The organism is Burkholderia lata (genome assembly GCF_902499025.1).
Classification (GTDB): Bacteria; Pseudomonadota; Gammaproteobacteria; order Burkholderiales; family Burkholderiaceae; genus Burkholderia; species Burkholderia lata_C.
Genome location: NZ_CABVPW010000019.1, coordinates 1 through 19833, shown reverse-complemented (window position 1 = coordinate 19833; position 19833 = coordinate 1). Strand labels below are relative to the sequence as shown.

The window sequence follows — 19833 nt, the reverse complement described above, 5'->3', positions numbered from 1 at the left end:
ACCCCATGACTGCCCTTGCTGGCAAAGTCGCGATCGTCACCGGCGGCGCCACGCTGATCGGCGCCGCGGTCGCGCAGGACCTGAGCCGCGCCGGTGCGTGCGTCGCGATCCTCGATCTCGATGCCGGGAACGGCGCGCGCGTGGCCGATTCGCTCGGCGAACGGGCGATGTTCGTCGCGCTCGACATCACCGACGATCGTGCGATCGAGCATGCGGTCGCGGCCATCGTCGAGCGGTTCGGCGCGATCGACGTGCTCGTCAACCTCGCGTGCAGCTACGTTGACAACGGCATCCAGGCGACCCGCAACGACTGGCTCGCCGCGATGGACGTCAACGTCGTGTCGGCCGCGATGCTCGCCAAGGCCGTGCATCCGCACCTGGTCCGGCGCGGCGGCGGCGCGATCGTGAATTTCAGCTCGATCTCGGCCCAGTGCGCGCAAACCGGCCGCTGGCTGTACCCGACGTCCAAGGCGGCGATCCGCCAGCTCACGCGCAGCATGGCGATGGATCTCGCGCCCGACCGCATTCGCGTCAACTCGGTGTCGCCGGGATGGACGTGGTCGCGCGTGATGGACGAGATGACGCACGGCGATCGCGCAAAGACCGATCGGGTGGCCGCGCCGTTCCACCTGCTCGGCCGCGTCGGCGATCCGTCCGAGGTCGCACAGGTCGTGACGTTCCTGTGCAGCGACGCGGCGAGCTTCGTGACCGGCGCCGACTACGCGGTGGATGGCGGCTACTCCGCGATGGGCCCCGAACAGGCGGTGCCGGCCATTCCGCGTCTGGCGGAGTGACCGTTCTTCACCGCCGCTTCCCGCAATCATTCCGATTCCGGCCGGCATCCGGCCAACCAAGGACATTCCCATGAGACGCATCGCCATCGTCGGCGCCGGCCAGTCCGGCCTGCAACTCGCCTTCGCCCTGCTCGACCAGGGCTACCACGTCACGCTCGCGACCAACCGCGACGCCGAACAGATCCGCACCGGCAAGGTCATGTCGAGCCAGTGCATGTTTCACACGGCATTGCAGATCGAGCGCGATCTCGGCCTGAACACGTGGGAGGAAGCGTGCCCGTCCGTCGAAGGAATCGGCATCGCGGTGCCGCATCCGGACGGCAACGGCCGCAAGGCGATCGACTGGTCGTCGCGGCTCACCCGCTATGCACAGTCGGTCGACCAGCGCGTGAAAATGGCCGACTGGCTCGACGGCGTGCGGCGCCGCGGCGCGGACGTGCGAATTGGCGACATCGGCGTGCCCGAACTCGAGGAGCTGGCGCGCAGCCACGACCTCGTGCTGCTCGCGGCCGGCAAGGGCGAGATCGTCAATCTGCTCGGCCGCGACGACGCGCGCAGCGCGTTCGACCGCCCGCAACGCGCGCTGGCCCTCACCTATGTGAAAGGGATGACGCCGAGCCAGCCGTATTCGCGCGTGCGCTTCAACCTGCTGCCGGGTATCGGCGAGTATTTCGTGTTCCCCGCGCTGACCACGACGGGCCCGTGCGAAATCATGGTGTTCGAAGGCATTCCGGGCGGCCCGCTCGACTGCTGGGCCGACGTGAAGACGCCCGAGCAGCATCTGGATCGCAGCCTGTCGTTCCTGCAGCAGTACGTACCGTGGGAATTCGAGCGCTGCCGCGACGTCGAGCTCACCGATCCGAACGGTACGCTGGCCGGGCGCTTCGCGCCGACGGTGCGCAAGCCGTTCTTCCGGCTGCCGTCGGGCCGCACGGTGTTCGGGATGGCCGATGCGGTGGTCGTCAACGATCCGATCACCGGCCAGGGATCGAACAACGCCGCGAAATGCGCGAAAGCGTATTTCGATGCGATCGTCGCACGCGATGCCGCGCCGTTCGGCGAAGACTGGATGCAGCAGACGTTCGAAGGCTACTGGGCCTATGCGCAGCATGTCGTGCGCTGGACCAACTCGCTGCTCACGCCGCCGCCGCCGCACATCCTCGAACTGCTCGGCGCGGCCGGTCAGTTGCCTTCGCTCGCCGCGGCGATCGTCGACGGCTTCGACGATCCGCGCCGCTTCTCGCCGTGGTGGTTCGAGCCGTCGGCCTGCGCGGCGATGATCCGCGAACACAGCGTGCGTGCGGAGTAACCGGCATGGACACGACCGCTACCGATCGCCCGGCCCTCGACCCGCTGCAGTTGCGCGCCGCGTTCGGGCAATTCCCGACCGGCGTGACCGTGATCACCACGTGCGCGGCCGACGGACGCAAGGTGGGCCTCACCGCCAATTCGTTCTCGTCGCTGTCGCTCGATCCGCCGCTCGTGCTGTGGAGCCTGCGCAAGGTCGCGCCGAGCCGCCCGGATTTCGTCGCGGCCACCCATTTCGCGATCAACATCCTCGCGCACGACCAGATCGCGCTGTCGCGCCGCTTCGCGACGCCCAGCGCCGACAAGTTCGACGGCGTGCTTCACGTCGATTCGGAGACCGGCGGCGTGCCCTGCCTCGACGGCGCGAGTGCGTGCTTCGTGTGCCGCAACATCGGCCATTACGAAGGAGGCGATCACCTGCTCTTCATCGGCCAGATCGAACAGTTCGACGCGAACGGCCATGCGCCGCTCGTGTTCCACGCCGGCCAGTATCGCGCGATCGCCGATCATCCCGATCTTTTTCGCACCATTTGATTAGTTATACCAATAAATAACCAGGAGGTGTGAACATGAAACTCGGCTCTCGCGTGCTCGTCGTCGCAGGCCTCACGATCGCCGGCATGGCCGCAAGCGCACCGGCCGGCGCGGCCGACCTGCCGGCGGTCAACCTCGGCATGACCAGCTTCCTCGACGGGATGCCGCCGGCCGGCTCCGGCTGGTACGGCACGCAGTACCTGCAGTACTACACGGCCGGCCGCGTCAACGACAATGCGGGCAACAAGGTCGGACTGCCGAAGCAGGACATCGACCTGTTCGCGGGGCTGAGCCAGCTCGTCTATCAGTCGCCGCTGACGTCCGCGGGCATGCATCCGGGCCTCGACGTGATCCTGCCGTGGATCGCGTCCGCGCGGACCGACGACGGCATCGGCAACGTCGCGCTGAATGCACGTGCCGGTTTCGGCGACCTGCTGATCGGCCCGTTCATCCAGTTCGACCCGGTGATGGGCGCGCAAGGCCCGCGCTTCGCGCAGCGCGTGGAATTCCAGTTCATCGCGCCGACCGGCGCGTACGATCCGTCGCGCGCGATCAACCCCGGCAGCCATTTCTGGTCGTTCGATCCGTACTGGGCGGCGACGCTCTGGCTCACGCCCAAATGGACCGTGTCGTGGCGGTTGCATTACTTGTGGAACGCGACCAACCACCAGCCGGCCACGTCGCTCGGCCCGGACGTGACGTCGACGCAGGCCGGCCAGGCGATCCACGCGAACTTCGCGACCGAGTACGAAGTGCGCCCCGGCCTGCGGCTGGGGCTCAACGGCTACTGGCTGCGCCAGACCACCGACATGAAGGAAAACGGGCAGGACGTGCCCGGCACGCGGGAGGCCGTGTTCGCGATCGGCCCGGGGGCGATGGTCAGCTTCTCGCCGCAGGATCATCTGATGTTCAACGCGTACTTCGAGACCTATGCGCGGAACCGGCCGCAGGGCACGCGGTTGGTGCTGCGGTACGTGCATCACTTTCAGTGACGGCCGCCACCGGTCAAACGGGCCTGATCTCGATCGTCAGACGAAAACACAGGCTGCCGGCACCATCGCGCCTGTCCTATAGTTCTGGAGAAGACCACGCAGGCAATACGTCACGACCACGGAGGGTCCGCACCATGGCGACTTCAGCAACCTCCCGGATCTTGTCGAACGTATCGCGACGGCTGGTGCACGGCATGGTTGCCGTCGCACCGGCCGTGGTCATCGGCCTCGCCGTGTCCGCGTGCGGCGGCGACAGCTCGTCGAGCTCGAGCACGCCCGCGTTCGCGAACGCGGCGCGCCCGCAGATCAACGCGCTGCTCGCGGATACGCTCACCCCCGGCGCGGTCGTCTATGTGCAATCGCCGCAAGGCAACTGGCTCGAATCGTTCGGCACGGCCGTGCGAGGCACGAACACGCCGATACCGACGAACGCGCATTTTCGCGTCGGCAGCGTGACGAAGACCTGGACCGGCACGGTGATCCTGCAACTCGTGCAGGAAGGCCGGCTGAGCCTCGGCGACACCGTCAGCCAGTTCGTCGCGAACGTCCCCAACGGCAATACGATCACGATCGAACAGCTGCTGACCATGCGCAGCGGCCTCTACAACTATTCGACGAATCTGGCGTTCAACCAGACGCTCGATGCGCAGCCGGACATGGTGTGGACCACGTCCGAGTTGCTGGGGATCGCGGAAGGCCAGCCCGTCTATTTCCCGCCCGGCACGGATTTTCGCTACTCGAATACGAACACGGTGCTGCTCGGGCTCATCATCGAGCAGCTGACCGGCATGAGCGCGGCCGATGCGATGAACGCGCGCCTGTTTGCGCCGCTCGGCCTGGCCAACACCTTGCTCCCGCAGCAGCAGGATACGTCGCTGCCGGCACCCGCACCGCAGGGCTATCAATGGGGCACCAATGCCGAGACGACCGACAGCGACGCGCTGTCGCCCCAGCGCCAGGCCGACGCGAAAAACGGCACGCTGCAGCCGACGAACGTGACCGGCGTCAATACGTCGTGGGCATGGACGGCCGGCTCCGGCATTTCGACCGTGACGGAACTGGCCGCCTACGTGCAGCGGATGGTCGGCGGCGGCTACCTGAACGCCGACCTGCAGGCGCAACGGCTCGCCAGTTGCACGCCGATCGATCCGACCGACCCGATGTCGGCGAGCTACTGCATGGGTCTGGCCAAGTTCGGCACGTTCTACGGACATACCGGCGAGATACCGGGCTTCAATACCTTCATGGGCTACGACCCGGTCACGAAGACGACGATCGTCACGTGGGCGAACACGGCTGCCGCGCCCGATGGACGCGCACCGGCCAACGAAATCGCGCGGATCATCATGGGCGAGCTCAGCAACGCGGCCGAGGTGCCGAGCGAAGGTCGGCCGTGATGCGGTGAAGGCGAACGTTGCGACCGGGAATGAAGTGCGCGCCGGTTCACGGTCGGGATTCGACGGCTACGAGCTGCGCCGGACCATCGACATGAAAGAAGACAGGGTTCGCGATCGGCCAGCGTGCGATCGCTGTTTTCTCGCGGCAGGATCACCTGCTGTTCAAGGCGTGCTTCGAGACCCATTTGTGTAATGGACCGCAAGGATGCGGCTAATACCGTGCCACGTGCAGCCATTCCCGTAATGGCTGCCCTACCCCCGGCTTCCGCTCACACGCCGCGAACGTCCTCGTCGATCCGCAGCAGCCGCCCGGCGTTCGCGATCACGATGAACGTGCCGACGTTGTGCAGGATCGCCGCCCACACTGCGCCGAGCATGCCGGTCGCGGCGAGCGCGATCACCGCGAGCGTCCACGCTAGGCCGATCGCCGCATTGGTCGTCGCCGTGCGCCGGCATTGGCGGCCAAGGCGGATGCAGGTCGGAATCCGCTTCAGGTCGTCACCCAGCAGCACGACGTCGGCCGACGCGATCGCGATGTCGACACCACGCTCGCCCATCGCGATGCTCGTCGAGCCGGCCTTGATCGCCAGCACGTCGTTCAGCCCGTCGCCAACGACCAGCGGATGCAGGCCCGCGCCGATCTCCCGCATCACGTAATCGAGCTTGTCGTGCGGCAGCGCCTGCGCGACCACCGTCTCGATGCCGGTCTCGGCCGCGACCTTGCCGGCCACGCGCTCGAGGTCGCCCGTCAGCAGCGTCTGCCGTGCAAGGCCCAGCGTCCGCAACTCGGCGAGCGCGTCGCGCGCGTCGGGCCGCAGCGTATCCGCGAAACCGAACCACGCGAGCAGCCGCCCGCCTAGCGCGAGGCCGACGAGCGGCCCGTCGAAACCGTCCGGGGCCGGCGGCAACGCATCGACGTGGTCGGCGAGCAGACCGAGCCGGCCGAGTACCGCCGTACCGTCCGGCGTGTCGGCAACGACGCCGAGCCCGCGCAATTCCCGCGTGCGGTCGAACGGCGCCACGACGGAGCCGGTGAGACCTGACGCGGCGGCATCGCGAACGAGCGCGCGGCTCGCCGGGTGCGCGCTGCTTTCGCCGAGCCGTGCGGCCAGCGCACGTGCCTGGGCGCCGTCGACGCCCGGCTGCAACCACACCTGCCGGACCTGCAATTCCCCGCGGGTGAGCGTGCCCGTCTTGTCGATCACGAGCGAATCGACCTCGGCGATCTTGTCGAGGAACGCGGCATTGCGAAACAGGATGCCGTGCCGCGCGCCGACCGCGATCCCGGCGATGGCCGTGGACGGCGCGGCGAGCACCAGCGCGCACGGGCACGCGGCCACGATGACCGCGAGCATCGCCGATGCATTCGTGGACGTGATCCAGACGATCGCCGCGATCAACAGGACGAGCGCGAGATACGCGCCCATGTGCCGCTCGAGCACCTGCGTGACGGGCGGTTTCGCCTGTTCCGCGTGCTGCATCAGCGCGATGATCTTGCCGAGCGTCGAATCCTTGCCGGTGTGGGTGACGTCGATGCGCAGCACGCCATCGAGATTCAATGCGCCGCCATACACGGTGCTGCCGGTATCGACGTCGTGCGGTACGGATTCGCCGGTGATCGGCCCGTTGTCGACGCTCGACGTGCCCGCCACCACGATACCGTCGACCGGAATGCGCGCGCCGGCCACCACTTCGATGCGGTCGCCCGCACGCAGTGCGTCATACGCGACTTCGACCACACTGCCGTCGGCACCGATGCGACGCACGCGGCCGGCCGTCAGCCGGCCCAGCGCGCGGATCGCCTCCTGCGAGCCGAGCACGCTGCGCTCCTCGAGCGCATGGCCGAAGGTCATCACGATCGGCAGCAGCGCGGCCGTCGTCATGTCGCCGATCGCCCACGCGGCCAGCATCGCGAGCGCGATCAGGCGATCGGTCACGCCGTGCAGGCTCGGCGCGCGCAGGCTGTGCCACGCACTCGCAAACACCGGCCCCGCGACGATCAGCGACGCGAGCGCGGCAAGCAGTTGCGCGAGCGTGTCGCCGCCGCCCGACAGCATGCGCCATGCAAACGACAGCACGAGCAGGCCGCCCGCGAGCAGCGCCAGCGCGATCTGCCGCGTGATCGTGCGGCGTTCGTCGGTGGACAGCGCGTAGGCCGTCGTACCGGCGGGCGCGGCGTCCGGCTGCGTGGCCGGTTCGGCGAGCGAATTCATCGGGCGTTTCCGGGCAGGATCAGGTTGGAGGTGTCGTGCGGATCGATCGTCGTCACGCGCCCGGCTTTCGACAGCACGCGCTGCACACGATCGCGATACAGCCGCGCCAGCAGCCCCGGATCGCCATTCTCGCGGAGCGTCGCGTCGAGCTGCCGGATTTCGAGCGTGTCGGTCTGCGCGGTCGCGACGCGCTCGGCCGCGTGGGCCTGCGCGTCCTGGACGATCCGGTCGGCATCCTGCTGCGCATCCTGGCGCCGCTGTTCGGCGGCGGTTCGGGCTTCGGCGATGGTCCGCTCGGCGACCTGCAGCGACGTCAGCACCGCGTTGAACGCGTCGGCGGCCGCGCCGGGAAACGCGGGCTGCACGTCGACGCGCGCGACTTCGACGCCGAGCCCCGCGTGCGCCGCGTCGAGTGCGCGCAGGTGCCGCGCGATCGCATCGGCGAGATCGCCGCGCAACCGTTCGCGGCGTGCGGCCATCTGCCGGTCGGCGGCCAGTTGCTCGGGCCGCGCGACCAGGATCGCGTCGAGATCGCGGGTCGCCGCGACCTCGACGGCCGACGCGGACACGATCCGCTCGAGCGCCGCGTCGAGACGGTCCCGCTGCAGCACATACGCGTACGGATCGCCGACCCGGTAATAGAGCACCGCGCTCAACGCGACCGCGCCGCCGTCGCCCGTCAGCACGTAGCCGGAACCGGCAAGCGCATCGGGCAGGCGCGCGACGCCCTGCGCGGACGGCGCGAGCGCCCGTGGATCGCGGTCGAGCGAGCGGATCCGCTGCTCGAGCACACGTGCGGCGCCCGGCACGAGCACGACCGATTCGAACGGCTGCGGCCATGCGATCACGAGCCCGGCGTCCTGGGTGCGCACGAGCGCGCCGAACCGCATCACGACCGCGCGGCTGTCCGCCGGAATCCGCCGGATGTTCGAGCCGGCCCACGCGCATGCAGCGAGCACCGCGAGCGCGGCGACGAACCAGAACGACAGGCGCACGGCCTGCGCGCCCGGCCCGAGCGGCGGTGCGGACGGCTCGCTCATCGCGCGGCCTTGTGCGCTTTGGGCACCGGCGCGGCCTGCGCCGGCGAGTCGCCCGGCCCCTGCACGAGCACGCGGAACGGCGCGGCGTCGGTGCGCAGGATCAGGTTCGTATTGGTGCCGACCACCGCGTTCAGCGTGTCGAGCGAACGCAGCATCGTGTACAGGTGCGGGTTGCCCGCATAGCTCTTGCCGTAGATGTCGGCCGCGTCCTTGCGCGATTGCGCTTCGATGCCGGCCGCTTTCACGTTCGCATCGGCCAGCGCGATGCGCGCGTCGCGCTCGGCGTCCGAGCGGATCTGCGCGGCCTCGCGATTGCCGTCCGCGGTGCGCTGCGCGGCCACGGTCTCGCGCTCGGCGCTCATCCGGTCGACCGTCGCCGCGAGCGTGACGGCCGGCAGCGTGAGCCGTTCGAGCCCGACCTGGGCAACGCGCACGCCGTAAGCCGCATAGAGCTGCGCGTCGATCTGCCGGCGCAGCGTGTCCTCGAATTCACCGATCTTCACCTGCGCCGGATCGGTGTTCACGAGCGACGCGAGATCGTACCCGGCGGACGTCGTCTGCAGCGCGGAGCCGACGAGCGAGCGGATCTGCCGCGCCGCTTCGTCCGGCTCGTTGCCGACCGCCCGCATGAAGCGCCCGATGTCGCGCGCATCGGCCGGCACGCGCCACGCGACGTACGCCTCGACGATGATGCGCAGCCCGTCGCGGGTACCGACATCCTGCAGACCGCTCGACGTGGTGTGCAGGCGCAGGTCGACGGGCGTCACCGCATCGATCGGCGCAGGCAGGCGCCACGCGAGCCCGGGTTCGAGCAGCACGCGCACGGGCCGCCCGAAGCGCGTGATCACCGACGCCTCGCCGGCATGCACCTGCACGAAGCTCGCCACCCCGAGCGCAACGAGCACGCACAGCCCTGCCACGGCGACACGCAGGCGGAACGTGCCGGGCGGCTGAGGCGCACCGTGATGCGCGTGATGCGCGTGATGCGGGTGGTCGTGGCCATGGCCGTGGTGCGCATGGTCATGCGCGTGCGAATGAAACAGACTCACGATGTCGCCCCGGGTGCGGCGTCGCCCGCGTGCGGTGCGGCGGCACGGCTTGCCGCCGTGTTGCGCCACCCGTGCGGAAATCGCCGCGACATGTCAATGGATGCCGGCCAGATCGCCGGCAGGAGTATTGCGAAGATCGACGGTCGCCCGCGTGCCGTCGGCAAGCCGGTCGTCGATGATCGTCATGCGCGCGTTACGCAGGCCGCGTTGCAGCCGGTCGAGGTAATACTCGAACGAAAACGCCGGGCCGCCGAGCCGGTACGCAACCAGGTCGGCGTCGAAATCGATCTGCTGCACGCGCGCCGACGACACCGTATCGCCGGCCTGCGCTTCCGCATGCGCGATCCGTTCGAGCGCCTGCTGCTGTGCGTTGCCGAGCAGGCCGGCCGCGAAGCCGCGCGCCTGCGCGACGCTGCCCTGCGCGCGGATCTGCGCGGCCTGCACGTCGTGGAACGCGGCGGCCGCACCGGTCGGCGGATGCACGCTCTCGATCACGACCGCGACCACGTCGACACCGCTTTGCAGCCGGTCGAGCTGCTGCTGGATCGCGCGCTTCAACTGATCGGCCATCGCGGCCTGATTGGTTTCCAGCAACGATTCGAGCGTATGCGACGCGAGGTAGTGCACGAGTTCGCGATTGGCGCTCGTGCGCACCGTGCTTTCCGGGTCGATCGTGCGATAGAGCGCCGCACGCGCGGCGGCATCGGTCAGGCCGAGCCGGTAGTCGACCCGCACGTCCGCGTTGACGATCTGGAAGTTCTGGCGGTCCCCGTTCGCGCCGGCGATCACCTGGGTGGTTTCCCACGGATGCGGCACATCCCACAGACGGTCGAGGCGTTCGGGCGTCGGGCCATCGGCTGGCACGGGTGTCATATCGGCGTTGCCGTCATTTGCACTGCCCGCGATCGCGACCTGGTGCACCGCGCCGTTGTCGACGATGCGTGCGCGCCCGAACGGCCAGGGCAAGCCGACGTGCAGGCCCGGCTGCCAGACCGCGACCGGCGCACCGAACCGTTCATAGACCGCGCGCTGCTCCGGGTTCAGCACGACGACGGCGGTGAGCAGCCACGCACACGCGACGGTGGCGGCGAGCGCGCCGGGCAGCAGCCGCACGAAGCTGCGCCAGCCCCAGCTCTGCCGCAGGTCGATGCCGTAACGTTGGCGCAGCTCGGCGCCGAGCGACGCGAACGGCGACGGGCGCCGGCTCAACAGCCCGGCGATCGCGCTGGTCGGCACGACGGCGCCGCGCGGCACCGCAAACCACGACAGCACGCCGCGCAGGGCCAGTTCGGCGGCGACGGCGGCATTGAGCAGCGCGACCGCCTGCACGAGCCAGTCGGCCGGACGGTGCCGGAACGCGAACCAGGCGGCGGCCAGCACACCCGCGAGCGCGGTGACGAGCGCGACCCGCAGCACCCGCGTGAGCGACGCGGACACCGCCGAACCGCTGGCGGCCGCCGCATGATGGCGTTCGGCGACGAGTGTCAGAAATGCGAGGACGATGCAGGCCGCGCCGGCCGCGAGCGTGGGCTCGGGCGCCGCCATCGCGCGCACCAGCATCGCGGGCGACGGCGGCTGCCACGCGAGCGCAGCAAGCGCGACGGAGAGCATGCCGCCGCCGGCAACGGCCCACGGCCGCCAGTCGATCGCGGCGGCGATCGCCGGCCACGGGTTGTCGTCGTGCGCCGGTTCGTGCTTGCGGCTGAACGCATCGCGCAACCAGTCGCCGATCAGCGTGGCGGCCGATATTTCCGGAGGATGGCGGCGTGCGCGGCCGGCGAGCAGCACGCCGATCGCGACGACGAGTACGTTGCACCACGCGCTGGCAAGCGGTGCGCACCAGCGCAGGTCGGCAGGCAGGATGTCGACGGCGCCGAGCGTGCCGAGCGCGGCGACCAGCAACGCGGCGGCCCCTGCGACCGGCGCGAGTGCGTCGCGGCCGGCCGGGCTGCCGGGAATGTCGTCGTTGCGTTCCGCCTGTTGCCCCATCGGGGTTCCTTACGTGCGAATTACAGGGTGCGCAGGCGTCCGTGCGGAATTCTGCGAGCGGCAATGTAGCGCGGCGGATGATGAAACTCAAGGTATCGATGCGATTGACGCGACCGGCGAAACAGTCGTGCGGATCGGACCTTTCCGCTGCCTTGCGGGCCATGCGCGCCGTCGACCTCGCGGGCCGCGAATCATCCCCGATTCACATCAGATGCCGGTACGTCGCCGACGCGATCTCCAGCACGCGGCCGGAATTCGGCACGAACGCGATACGGACACGCTCGCCGTCGCGCAAGTTGTCAAAGGCGTCCTTGTTTATGTCAAAGCGTCGGCGCGGTATGTCGCGATCGTGGTCGGCAATGAGCAGGTAGTAGCTCGGCACGCCGCCAACCGTCTGCACGTCGAGCCTGGCAATCGTGGTGTCGAGCACGAACTTCCGGTTGGCTTTCAGGTCGAGCGAAACCTTGTGTGCGTACCACTTGCCGATCAGATACACGCCCAGGCTGGTCGTCACGATCGTCCCCGCCACCCACTGGAACGCCAGCAGCGAAAATACCCTCCGCTCGGTGAGGAAGACGGGGCCCACGACCACCGCGGCAAACACGAGCGCCACCACGACGACCAAGCGGCCGCCGCCTTTCATGCCGCGCAAGCGGGCGCGCTCGTCGGGCTCCAGCGGAGCGGTTGTCAAAATCGGCATGGTTCTCCTGTCGCGTCTCGACCGGAAATGGCGCTTACCGCGCCGCGAATGCCGACCATGCTATAGCGCGGCGCCGCTCGTGTCATCGCCGCGATTGCGTCAGGGATGGCGCGGCAACGCCGCGCTGTCGCGCACAACGCGATGCCGGCAAACTTCGCCGGCATTCAGGTTAGCAGTAGGGGGCAGCCGCTAAGGCGGTGGACTACGGCTTGTTCCATGGCCGACCATGGGTCCAGGATGCGTTGACGCCGCTATGGTCAACCTGTCTCGCGGCGCCGCCTGGGGAGGGAGCCTCCATGAAGCCTGTTGCCGCGCCGGCCGGCGGGGGTGGCCGCCCGGCACGCAAAACCTTTATCGACGATTCGGACGATTCAAACGATCACGTCGATCCCGGCAAGACGCCGGCTCGCCGCTCACTGCGACATCCCGACGAACGTCGGCAGCAGCACGCGATAGACGTGAATCATCGCCGGCCCGAGCAGCACCAGCATCAGCGAAGGAAAGATGCAGAAGATCAGCGGGAACAGCAGTTTCAGCGCGATCTTCGCGGCCCGCTCCTCCGCGCGCATCCGGCGCCGCGTGCGCAGCATGTCCGACAGCACGCGCAGCGATTCGCTGATGCTCGTGCCGAACCGGTCGGCCTGGATCAGCATCGCGCAGAACGACTCGATGTCTTCCGTGCCGGTACGCAGCGCGAAATTGCGCAGCGCCGTCTCCTTCGTGAAGCCGGAGCGCATCTCGAGCAGCAGCAGGTCGAGTTCGCTCGATACCACTTCGCTGCTGAAGCGCAGCTCCTCGCTCACCTTCATCAGTGCCGCGTCGAGCCCCAGCCCCGCTTCGACGCACACCGTCAGCAGATCGAGCGCGTCCGGGAAATCCTCGAAGATCTTCTGCTGGCGCACCTTGATCCGCTGCGACAGCACGATGTTCGGGATGTAATAGCCGATCCCGGCCAGCACGACGAGGATGACCGACAGGATGGCGCGCTCGTCGCCGAGCCGGGTCGTGATCAGCACCAGCAGCGCCGCGCACGGCAGCGCGAGCGCGAGCACCGTCTTCGCGGTGAAATACAGCGCGGCCGCGCTCTGGTTGCGCCAGCCGGCATTCATGAGCCGGATGCGCAGCGGCGAACTCTCCCAGCCCTCCTTCGGCACCGACAGCTTCGAGATCGGGGTAGACAGCTCCACCAGCTTCGCGACCCAGCGCGACGTCATGTCGTCGCCGTCGCCGGACGCCACACCGGCGCCGGCGCCGCCGGCTTGCTGGATGCGGCGCTGGATATTACGCGGCGCGAACAGCAGCATCGCGACAAGCGCGCCGCCGGCCACTAAGAGGAACAAGCCACCCAGCATCACGGCGTGGGCTACGCTCAGGTTTTGCATGACAGCCTCGCAACGGTTCGTTATTCGATTCGCGCGTCAGACGCGAATCCGGACAATGCGGCGGATCCAGAGCAGACCGAAGAGCATCGACACCAGCATCACGCCGACCATCCTGATCCCCGCCGGATCTTCCCAGAGCACCGACAGGAACTCGCGGTTCAGCAGTGCGATCGCCCCCGCGGTCCCGAACGGCAGCAGCCCGAGAATCCACGCCGACAGCCGCCCTTCCGCCGACAGCACGCGCACCTTGTCGAACAGCTTGAAGCGCTCGCGGATCAGCGCGGAGATGCTGTCGAGCAGCTCGGCCAGGTTGCCGCCGGTCTCGCGCTGGATCAGCACCGCGATCACGAAATAGCGCAGGTCCTGCACCGGCACGCGTGTCGCGAGGTTCATCAGTGCGTCGTGCAGCGACACGCCGTAGTTGACCTCGTCGAACGTGATCCGGAACTCGCCGCCCATCGGATCGGGAAACTCCTCGCTCACCATCCCGATCGTGCTCGTGAACGAATGACCGGAGCGCAGCGCGCGCGAGATCATGTCGCAGATGTCCGGCAACTGCCGTTCGAGCTTGCGCATACGCCGCCGGCGGCAGCGCATCACGTACATCACCGGCCAGCAGCCGGCAAACAGCGCGATCGGCAACACGGCCAGTTGCGGCAACGTGGCGAAGCTCAGCGCGAGCCACGCGAGCGCCGGGAACACCACGCTGAGCACGATCAGCTTCGGCAGCGTCCAGTCGAGGCCCGACTGCTGGATCATGAGATCGAGCGCGTGCACGCGCGGCACGCGCAGCAGCAGCTGATCGAACGTCTTCGACTCGTCGAGCATCCGTTTCTTCAGGATCGACAGCCGCTCCTGCTGCACGTTGCCGCCGGCCGACATCGCGCGAATGCGCGACTCGATCCGGCGCGCGGCGGTGCCGTGCCGCGCGTTCCACCATTGATAGGCGCCTTCGATCGTCAGCACGACCGCGACGAACGTGAGAATCACAAAGGCGTAAAAGATCGTGTTCATGAGGCCTCCCCGGCAGCCAGCGGCGCCCTGTCGTCAGTTCGTCTCGTAACGCTGCGACGGGTCGTAGAGCGAATCCGGCAGGTTGATGCCGAATGCCTGCAGCCGTTCGACGAACTTCGGCCGCACCCCCGTCGCGCAGAAGTGGCCGCGTACCGTACCGTCGCGGTCCACGCCCGTGCGCTTGAACGTGAAGATCTCCTGCATGTTGATGATGTCGCCCTCCATCCCGGTCAGTTCCTGGATGCTGACGATCTTGCGCTTGCCGTCCGTCAGTCGTGCCGCCTGCACGACCACCGAGATCGCCGACGCGATCTGCTGGCGCATCGTCTTCGGCGGCAGCGTCAGGCCGGAGACGCTGATCATGTTCTCGAGCCGCGTCAGCGCGTCGCGCGGCGTGTTCGCGTGGATCGTCGCGAGCGAGCCTTCGTGGCCGGTGTTCATCGCGTTGAGCATGTCGAGCGCTTCGGCGCCGCGCACTTCGCCGAGGATGATCCGGTCCGGGCGCATCCGCAGCGCGTTGCGCACCAGCGTGCGCTGCGTGATCTCGCCCTTGCCCTCGATGTTCGGCGGGCGCGTTTCGAGGCGCAGCACGTGCGGCTGCTGCAGCTGCAGCTCGGCGGCATCCTCGATCGTCACGATCCGCTCGTTGCGCGGAATGAAGCCGGACAGGATGTTGAGCAGCGTCGTCTTGCCGCTGCCGGTGCCGCCCGACACCAGCACGTTCACCTTCGCGCGCGACAGCGCGTCGAGCAGTTCGGCCATCGGCGGCGTCAGGCTGTGGTAGCGCACGAGGTCGTCCATCTTCAGCGGGTTGACCGCGAAGCGGCGAATCGACATCAGCGGCCCGTCGATCGCGGACGGCGGGATGATCGCGTTCACGCGCGAGCCGTCCGGCAGCCGTGCATCGACCATCGGGCTCGATTCGTCGATGCGGCGCCCGACGCGCGACACGATCTTCTCGATCACCTTCATCAGGTGCGCGTCGTCGTAGAACGTCACGTCGGTCAGTTCGAGCTGGCCGCTGCGCTCGACATAGACCTGCCGGTACGTGTTGACGAGGATGTCGGAAATGCCGGGGTCGCGCAACAGCACTTCGAGCGGGCCGAAGCCGAACATCTCGTCATACACGTCGATCGCGAGCTGCCGCCGCTCGATGTCGTTCGCCGGCATCCGTTCGTCGTCGAGGATGCGCGAGATCAGCGCGGCGATTTCCTGCCGGACCTGATCCTGCTGCAGCCGCGACAGGCGCTCGAGCTCGACGCGCTCGAGCACGGCCAGGTGAATCTCGCGGCGCAGCTTCTGGTACGCATCGCGTACCGACGAATGGGCCGGGCCGGCCGGTTCGCTGCCCGCCGCCAGCGGCTGGGCCCGGTGCAACGACATCTGTTCGCGCAATGACATGATGGTTCCCCGAAAGAATTACATGGACTTGAGTTTCGGCGTGGCCTTGCGGCCGAAGAGCCGGGACATCAGCGGTTCGCTGCGCGTGACGCCGTGTCCCGCGCGCACCTCCCCTTCGACCAGTTGTTTCGCATAACCCTGCAGCGCACGCGTGACCGCCGTGCCGCGTGCGAGCCGCGACACCGGATGGCCCTGGTTGATGGCTTCGAGCACCGTCTCGACGTCGTCGGGAATCGTGCAGACGGCCTTCAGGCCGAGCACTTCCTCGAGCGCGGTGCGGGTCCGGTCGCTCGTGCGCGTCGCGCGGTTCAGGATGAGCCGCATCTGGTCGGTCGAGTAGCCGAGCGACACGAGGATCTCCAGCAGCCGGCGGCCGGCGCGCACGTGCGGCATCGCGGGCTGCAGCACGAGCTGGATCTGGTCGCTGCGATCCAGCGCGACCATCGACAGCGGATTGATGCAGACGCCGACGTCGAAGATCACGAAGTCGTAGCGCGGCGCGGCCACGCCGAGGATCCATTCGACCGCGTCCTCGCGCATCTCGGCGGCCTTGACCGGGTCGCCGGCGCCCGCGAGCACGTGGAAGTTTTCCGTCACGTGCGCGACGCTCGCGTCGAGGAACGCGCTGTCGAGCCGCTCGATCTGCGCGCACAGCTGCGGCAGCGTCGACGGCGGGGTTTCGTCGCTGACGAGAAACGCCGCGTCGGCGAACTGCTGGTTCAGGTCGATCAGCAGCACGCGGCGCTTGAAGCCTTCCGCGATCTCGAAGGCGACATTGCTGGCCACGAAGCTCGTGCCGACCCCGCCCTTGCACGACATGAACGACACGATCCGCGTATCGTCGGTGTCGCGCCGCGTGCTTTGCGCGGCCGCGCGTTCGAGCGCATTGCCGAGCGCCTGCGTGTCGAGCGGCCACTGCAGCACGTCGCGTGCGCCTGCGCGCATCGCGTCGAGCAGCACGTGCGGCGACGTGTCCGCCGTCACGAGGATGCAGGTCAGCCCGGCGTGCGCACGGCAGATCCGCTCGATCGCCGACAGCTCGGACGCGTCGAGCGACGTGCCGTCCACCAGCAGGATGTCGAACGCGTCGAGCCCGTCGGTGCGATGTTCGATCTGCGACGGGTGGCCGGTCGCGCGCGTTGCGCGATAGCGTCCGCAGTCGGCCACGAGGCGCGCGATCTGCGTGAGTCGCGCGGTGTCGTCGGAAGCTACGAGGATGTTGATCATGACGTGTGCCTCGCTTGTTCGATCAATTGCAGTTGGCGCCGCCGGTCGAGGAAGTCAGGCTTTCCCGCGGCAGTGTCGTCGTGAACGGCGGCATCGTCACCGTGACGTTCATGAACGGGATCATCGTCTTGACCGTGACGTTCGTGACACTCACGGTCACGAACGAACACGTGCTCACCGTGCAGTTGGCCGGCGAGTAGTTCACCGACACGTTCGCGTTCGACAGCAGCGGCAGCATCGCCGTCACGCGCTTCGCAACCCCGGCGGCATTGACGTCGCATACCACCGCCGTGCGTGCGCCCAGGCGCACGGCTTCGCTCGCGGTGTTCCAGTAAAACAGCACGCGGCCGAATTCGAAGATGCCGATCAGCAGCATGATCAGGACCGATGCGATCAGCCCGAACTCGACGAGTGCCGCGCCGCGCTGGGCGCGCCGACGTGACAGCGGGATAGGACGCGCGCTCATGACACTTGCCTCATCACGGTGACGATGTTGCCGAACGTGATCGACGTGAGCCCCGGGTACACGGGGATCGGCTGGTACTTGTAGCCCTTGATCTTCACTTCGACGACGTTGATGGCGCCCGACGCCGTACCGCTCGCCGCGTTGTTGCTCGCGTCGTAGGTCGGCAGGCTCGCGAACTGCGACGGGTCGGACGTGTCGCTGCAGCCGGTCGTGTGCTGCGCATCGCAGATCGTCACCATCGAGGTCGTGAGCCCCGGCACCAGCTCGGTGCCGGACGCACCGCAGGTCGTGCTGCCGTAGACGACGAGGCACTGCGCCGCCGACACCGGATACGCGCTGTCGGTCGGCAACCAGACCGACAGGTAGCGCGCCGCATCCCGCGTCGCCTTGGTCAGCGTCTCGTACTGGTAGATCGCGCGGCCGAACTCGGCCACGCCGGTCGCGAGCAGGATCATCGGCATCAGCACGACCGCGAACTCCACGGCGACGACGCCACGGGTGCGCGAACGGCGGAACGGAAGCTTCTTCATGATCGTCTCTCCGCTATTGAACGAGCATCGGAACCTGGGTCCCGGACGCGCTGCCGCTGCCCGGCATCCCGTGCGTCGCGCACGGGTTGTTGCCCGACACCGACGAGCCGAGATATTCGAGGTGCGCGACGACACCGCCGCTGCCGGGGCTGAACGGCAGCGGGTCGAGCATCAGCACGCAATCCCATTGCGTGACGTGCACCTTGCCGCTGTTGCCGTTCAGCGTCGAGCAGTCGCCTTCCGGGGCAAGCGCGACACGGCGGTCGCCACCGTAGGTCTGGTAATTGCTCGCCGACCACGTGCCGTTGGTCGCGACCCCGCTGCCCGACGGCGGCGCGCCGTCGCCCTGGTAGGACTTGAACGCTGTGCGGTCGGTCACGAACTGCGTGTATGCGTCGCCCTTGATGCCGGCCGTTCCGGGCGGGCCGTAGTTCGGGCCGACATAGGCGTAGCCGGTGAAGTCGGGCTGGCCGCTCGACCCGTTGGCACCGTTCGTGTAGATGCCGAAGCGCGTATTCCAGGCACGCAGCGACGCCGACTTGAGACCCGTGCTGCTGAGATCCGGCGGGCTCGTGATGTTGCAGGTGTTGCCCGACAGCTCGGTGGAAATGGTCGTTTCGTTGGTCGAACCGTCGAGCGCTGCCCAGCCGAAGTTGCCCGGCCCGTAGGTCGACGACGACCCGGAAGGCGACGAGAGCCAGGCGCCGACGCTGTACGCCGGCGCACCCGTCGCGCGGCACACGAACACGGGAATCGCGCAGGTCGTCTGCCCGCCGCCCACCGTCGCGATCGCGCTGGCCGACACGGTCGCCGCGTTCGCGAGCTTCGTGCCCGGCAGCACGTTCAGCACCTCGATGAACCAGTTCGCGATGTTGCTCAGCGACGCGGTGCACTGCACGTACTTGATATTCGCGGGCGTCGTGACCGAGTTCTTCGTCAGGAACGGATCGGTGAGCGAATCGCTGAACGTGACGTTCGCATTCGTCGACAACTGCACCGACTTGTTCTGGAAGAACACGAAGTTCAGGTGGCCGGCGGCAATGCCGTCGGCCTCGGCCACGGACAGGCTGATGGCCCCGGTCAGGTCACGCGCGGCGGACAGCGCGCACGCATCGGCGCTGTTTTGCAATTCGCTGCGCGTGACGTACAGCTTGCCGAGATCCAGCGCGAGACCGACGAACCCGATCATCACCGCCAGTGCGAGACCGACGATGATCGCGACGGCACCGCGCTGGCGATGCAGGCTGCGACGCATGACTTTCGGATAGCGAGCTGCGCTGTTCATGGCGTTCTCCCTGAGCGTGCCGTCGTTACTGGGTGGCCTTGCCGATCCCGATCACGAACGCGTTGGTAGGCGGATCGATCTGCTTGAACGACTTGTCGTAGTTGTCGAGCGCGGAAGTCGCCGCGTTGCCGTCGACCATCGTCGTCGCGGCCGCGTGTTCGGCGGCATGCGGATCGATGATCTGGGCCTGCGTCACCGCGCGGACCGATTGGCCGAAGCGGGTGTCCCACACCGGCGTCGACGACATGCAGCCGGCGAGCGCGAAGGCAAGCGGTGCGGCGAGCGCCGCGCGGCGCACGAATACGAGGTAGGCGGATTTCATGAGTGTCCCCTTGGGATGGCATCAACGATCGGTGGACTCGGGTTCCGAGCGGGCGATCTGCGCGTGGGCAGCCGCCGGGATCCGGTGCTTCGGTCCCGCCGGCGCGGCCGGCTGGGTCGACCCGCCGGGGCCGGTCGCGGCCAGGCGCGCGGCAGCGGCTTCGATGTGCGCGATGCGGGCCGCGTTGGCC

At 68.2% G+C, this 19833-nt stretch carries 18 protein-coding genes; 5 read left to right on the top strand and 13 right to left on the bottom strand.

Going from position 1 to position 19833, the window contains the following annotated elements; genetic code table 11:
• Positions 1 to 5: 5 nt before the first annotated feature.
• From BDI24065_RS19975 to BDI24065_RS19955, 5 genes are all read left to right on the top strand, one after another.
• Positions 6 to 794: an SDR family oxidoreductase gene (locus BDI24065_RS19975; RefSeq protein WP_175032720.1), complete on the top strand. Its 789-nt coding sequence runs from the start codon at positions 6 to 8 to the stop codon at positions 792 to 794.
• Between the two features lie 70 nt (positions 795 to 864).
• The gene (locus tag BDI24065_RS19970) at positions 865 to 2103 is read left to right on the top strand and encodes a styrene monooxygenase/indole monooxygenase family protein (protein ID WP_175032719.1); all 1239 of its coding nucleotides are present in this window, start codon (positions 865 to 867) and stop codon (positions 2101 to 2103) included.
• 5 nt (positions 2104 to 2108) lie between these two features.
• Positions 2109 to 2636 (top strand): flavin reductase family protein, encoded by a 528-nt coding sequence (locus BDI24065_RS19965; RefSeq protein ID WP_175032718.1) that lies wholly within the window; start codon positions 2109 to 2111, stop codon positions 2634 to 2636.
• Between the two features lie 35 nt (positions 2637 to 2671).
• Positions 2672 to 3628 (top strand): SphA family protein, encoded by a 957-nt coding sequence (locus BDI24065_RS19960; RefSeq protein ID WP_175032717.1) that lies wholly within the window; start codon positions 2672 to 2674, stop codon positions 3626 to 3628.
• Between the two features lie 134 nt (positions 3629 to 3762).
• Positions 3763 to 5025, top strand: coding sequence for a serine hydrolase domain-containing protein (locus BDI24065_RS19955; RefSeq protein ID WP_175032716.1), 1263 nt, complete (start codon positions 3763 to 3765; stop codon positions 5023 to 5025).
• A gap of 269 nt (positions 5026 to 5294) precedes the next feature.
• Here BDI24065_RS19955 and BDI24065_RS19950 read toward each other — a convergent pair whose 3' ends face one another.
• From BDI24065_RS19950 to BDI24065_RS19890, 13 genes are all read right to left on the bottom strand, one after another.
• Positions 5295 to 7238, bottom strand: a complete 1944-nt coding sequence (locus tag BDI24065_RS19950) for a heavy metal translocating P-type ATPase (RefSeq protein ID WP_175032715.1) — start codon at positions 7236 to 7238, stop codon at positions 5295 to 5297.
• Positions 7235 to 8278: a protease modulator HflK gene (gene hflK, locus BDI24065_RS19945; RefSeq protein ID WP_175032714.1), complete on the bottom strand. Its 1044-nt coding sequence runs from the start codon at positions 8276 to 8278 to the stop codon at positions 7235 to 7237. The genes BDI24065_RS19950 and hflK (BDI24065_RS19945) overlap by 4 nt, the downstream gene beginning before the upstream one ends.
• Positions 8275 to 9327, bottom strand: a complete 1053-nt coding sequence (gene hflC / locus BDI24065_RS19940; RefSeq protein ID WP_175032713.1) for a protease modulator HflC — start codon at positions 9325 to 9327, stop codon at positions 8275 to 8277. The genes hflK (BDI24065_RS19945) and hflC overlap by 4 nt, the downstream gene beginning before the upstream one ends.
• A gap of 93 nt (positions 9328 to 9420) precedes the next feature.
• Complete coding sequence (hflK, locus tag BDI24065_RS19935; RefSeq protein WP_175032712.1) at positions 9421 to 11316, bottom strand: protease modulator HflK; 1896 nt, start codon at positions 11314 to 11316, stop codon at positions 9421 to 9423.
• A 202-nt stretch (positions 11317 to 11518) separates the two neighbouring features.
• Complete coding sequence (locus BDI24065_RS19930; protein WP_175032711.1) at positions 11519 to 12016, bottom strand: hypothetical protein; 498 nt, start codon at positions 12014 to 12016, stop codon at positions 11519 to 11521.
• 413 nt (positions 12017 to 12429) lie between these two features.
• A complete protein-coding gene (locus tag BDI24065_RS19925; protein ID WP_175032710.1) occupies positions 12430 to 13398 on the bottom strand; it encodes a type II secretion system F family protein in 969 nt (322 codons plus the stop codon).
• A gap of 36 nt (positions 13399 to 13434) precedes the next feature.
• Positions 13435 to 14412 (bottom strand): type II secretion system F family protein, encoded by a 978-nt coding sequence (locus tag BDI24065_RS19920; protein ID WP_175032709.1) that lies wholly within the window; start codon positions 14410 to 14412, stop codon positions 13435 to 13437.
• A 33-nt stretch (positions 14413 to 14445) separates the two neighbouring features.
• Positions 14446 to 15813: a CpaF family protein gene (locus BDI24065_RS19915; protein WP_175032708.1), complete on the bottom strand. Its 1368-nt coding sequence runs from the start codon at positions 15811 to 15813 to the stop codon at positions 14446 to 14448.
• Positions 15814 to 15831: 18 nt separating this feature from the next.
• Positions 15832 to 17040, bottom strand: coding sequence for an AAA family ATPase (locus BDI24065_RS19910; RefSeq protein WP_175032707.1), 1209 nt, complete (start codon positions 17038 to 17040; stop codon positions 15832 to 15834).
• A 22-nt stretch (positions 17041 to 17062) separates the two neighbouring features.
• Entirely contained in the window at positions 17063 to 17506 is a 444-nt protein-coding gene (locus BDI24065_RS19905) for a TadE/TadG family type IV pilus assembly protein (RefSeq protein WP_175032706.1), read from the bottom strand.
• Positions 17503 to 18036 (bottom strand): TadE/TadG family type IV pilus assembly protein, encoded by a 534-nt coding sequence (locus BDI24065_RS19900; protein ID WP_175032705.1) that lies wholly within the window; start codon positions 18034 to 18036, stop codon positions 17503 to 17505. The genes BDI24065_RS19905 and BDI24065_RS19900 overlap by 4 nt, the downstream gene beginning before the upstream one ends.
• Positions 18037 to 18049: 13 nt before the next feature.
• A complete protein-coding gene (locus BDI24065_RS19895) occupies positions 18050 to 19321 on the bottom strand; it encodes a TadE/TadG family type IV pilus assembly protein (protein ID WP_175032704.1) in 1272 nt (423 codons plus the stop codon).
• Between the two features lie 25 nt (positions 19322 to 19346).
• Entirely contained in the window at positions 19347 to 19643 is a 297-nt protein-coding gene (locus tag BDI24065_RS19890; RefSeq protein ID WP_175032703.1) for a hypothetical protein, read from the bottom strand.
• Positions 19644 to 19833: the final 190 nt, after the last annotated feature.

Coding starts and splice junctions, on each gene's coding strand:
- BDI24065_RS19930 (WP_175032711.1), bottom strand. CDS start 12,016: ATGCCGATTTTGACAACCGCTCCGCTGGAGCCCGACGAGCGCGCCCGC.
- BDI24065_RS19955 (WP_175032716.1), top strand. CDS start 3,763: ATGGCGACTTCAGCAACCTCCCGGATCTTGTCGAACGTATCGCGACGG.
- BDI24065_RS19900 (WP_175032705.1), bottom strand. CDS start 18,036: ATGAAGAAGCTTCCGTTCCGCCGTTCGCGCACCCGTGGCGTCGTCGCC.
- hflK (WP_175032714.1), bottom strand. CDS start 8,278: ATGAGCGAGCCGTCCGCACCGCCGCTCGGGCCGGGCGCGCAGGCCGTG.
- BDI24065_RS19910 (WP_175032707.1), bottom strand. CDS start 17,040: ATGATCAACATCCTCGTAGCTTCCGACGACACCGCGCGACTCACGCAG.
- BDI24065_RS19905 (WP_175032706.1), bottom strand. CDS start 17,506: ATGAGCGCGCGTCCTATCCCGCTGTCACGTCGGCGCGCCCAGCGCGGC.
- BDI24065_RS19975 (WP_175032720.1), top strand. CDS start 6: ATGACTGCCCTTGCTGGCAAAGTCGCGATCGTCACCGGCGGCGCCACG.
- BDI24065_RS19890 (WP_175032703.1), bottom strand. CDS start 19,643: ATGAAATCCGCCTACCTCGTATTCGTGCGCCGCGCGGCGCTCGCCGCA.
- hflK (WP_175032712.1), bottom strand. CDS start 11,316: ATGGGGCAACAGGCGGAACGCAACGACGACATTCCCGGCAGCCCGGCC.
- BDI24065_RS19920 (WP_175032709.1), bottom strand. CDS start 14,412: ATGAACACGATCTTTTACGCCTTTGTGATTCTCACGTTCGTCGCGGTC.
- BDI24065_RS19970 (WP_175032719.1), top strand. CDS start 865: ATGAGACGCATCGCCATCGTCGGCGCCGGCCAGTCCGGCCTGCAACTC.
- BDI24065_RS19965 (WP_175032718.1), top strand. CDS start 2,109: ATGGACACGACCGCTACCGATCGCCCGGCCCTCGACCCGCTGCAGTTG.
- BDI24065_RS19960 (WP_175032717.1), top strand. CDS start 2,672: ATGAAACTCGGCTCTCGCGTGCTCGTCGTCGCAGGCCTCACGATCGCC.
- BDI24065_RS19950 (WP_175032715.1), bottom strand. CDS start 7,238: ATGAATTCGCTCGCCGAACCGGCCACGCAGCCGGACGCCGCGCCCGCC.
- BDI24065_RS19925 (WP_175032710.1), bottom strand. CDS start 13,398: ATGCAAAACCTGAGCGTAGCCCACGCCGTGATGCTGGGTGGCTTGTTC.
- BDI24065_RS19915 (WP_175032708.1), bottom strand. CDS start 15,813: ATGTCATTGCGCGAACAGATGTCGTTGCACCGGGCCCAGCCGCTGGCG.
- BDI24065_RS19895 (WP_175032704.1), bottom strand. CDS start 19,321: ATGAACAGCGCAGCTCGCTATCCGAAAGTCATGCGTCGCAGCCTGCAT.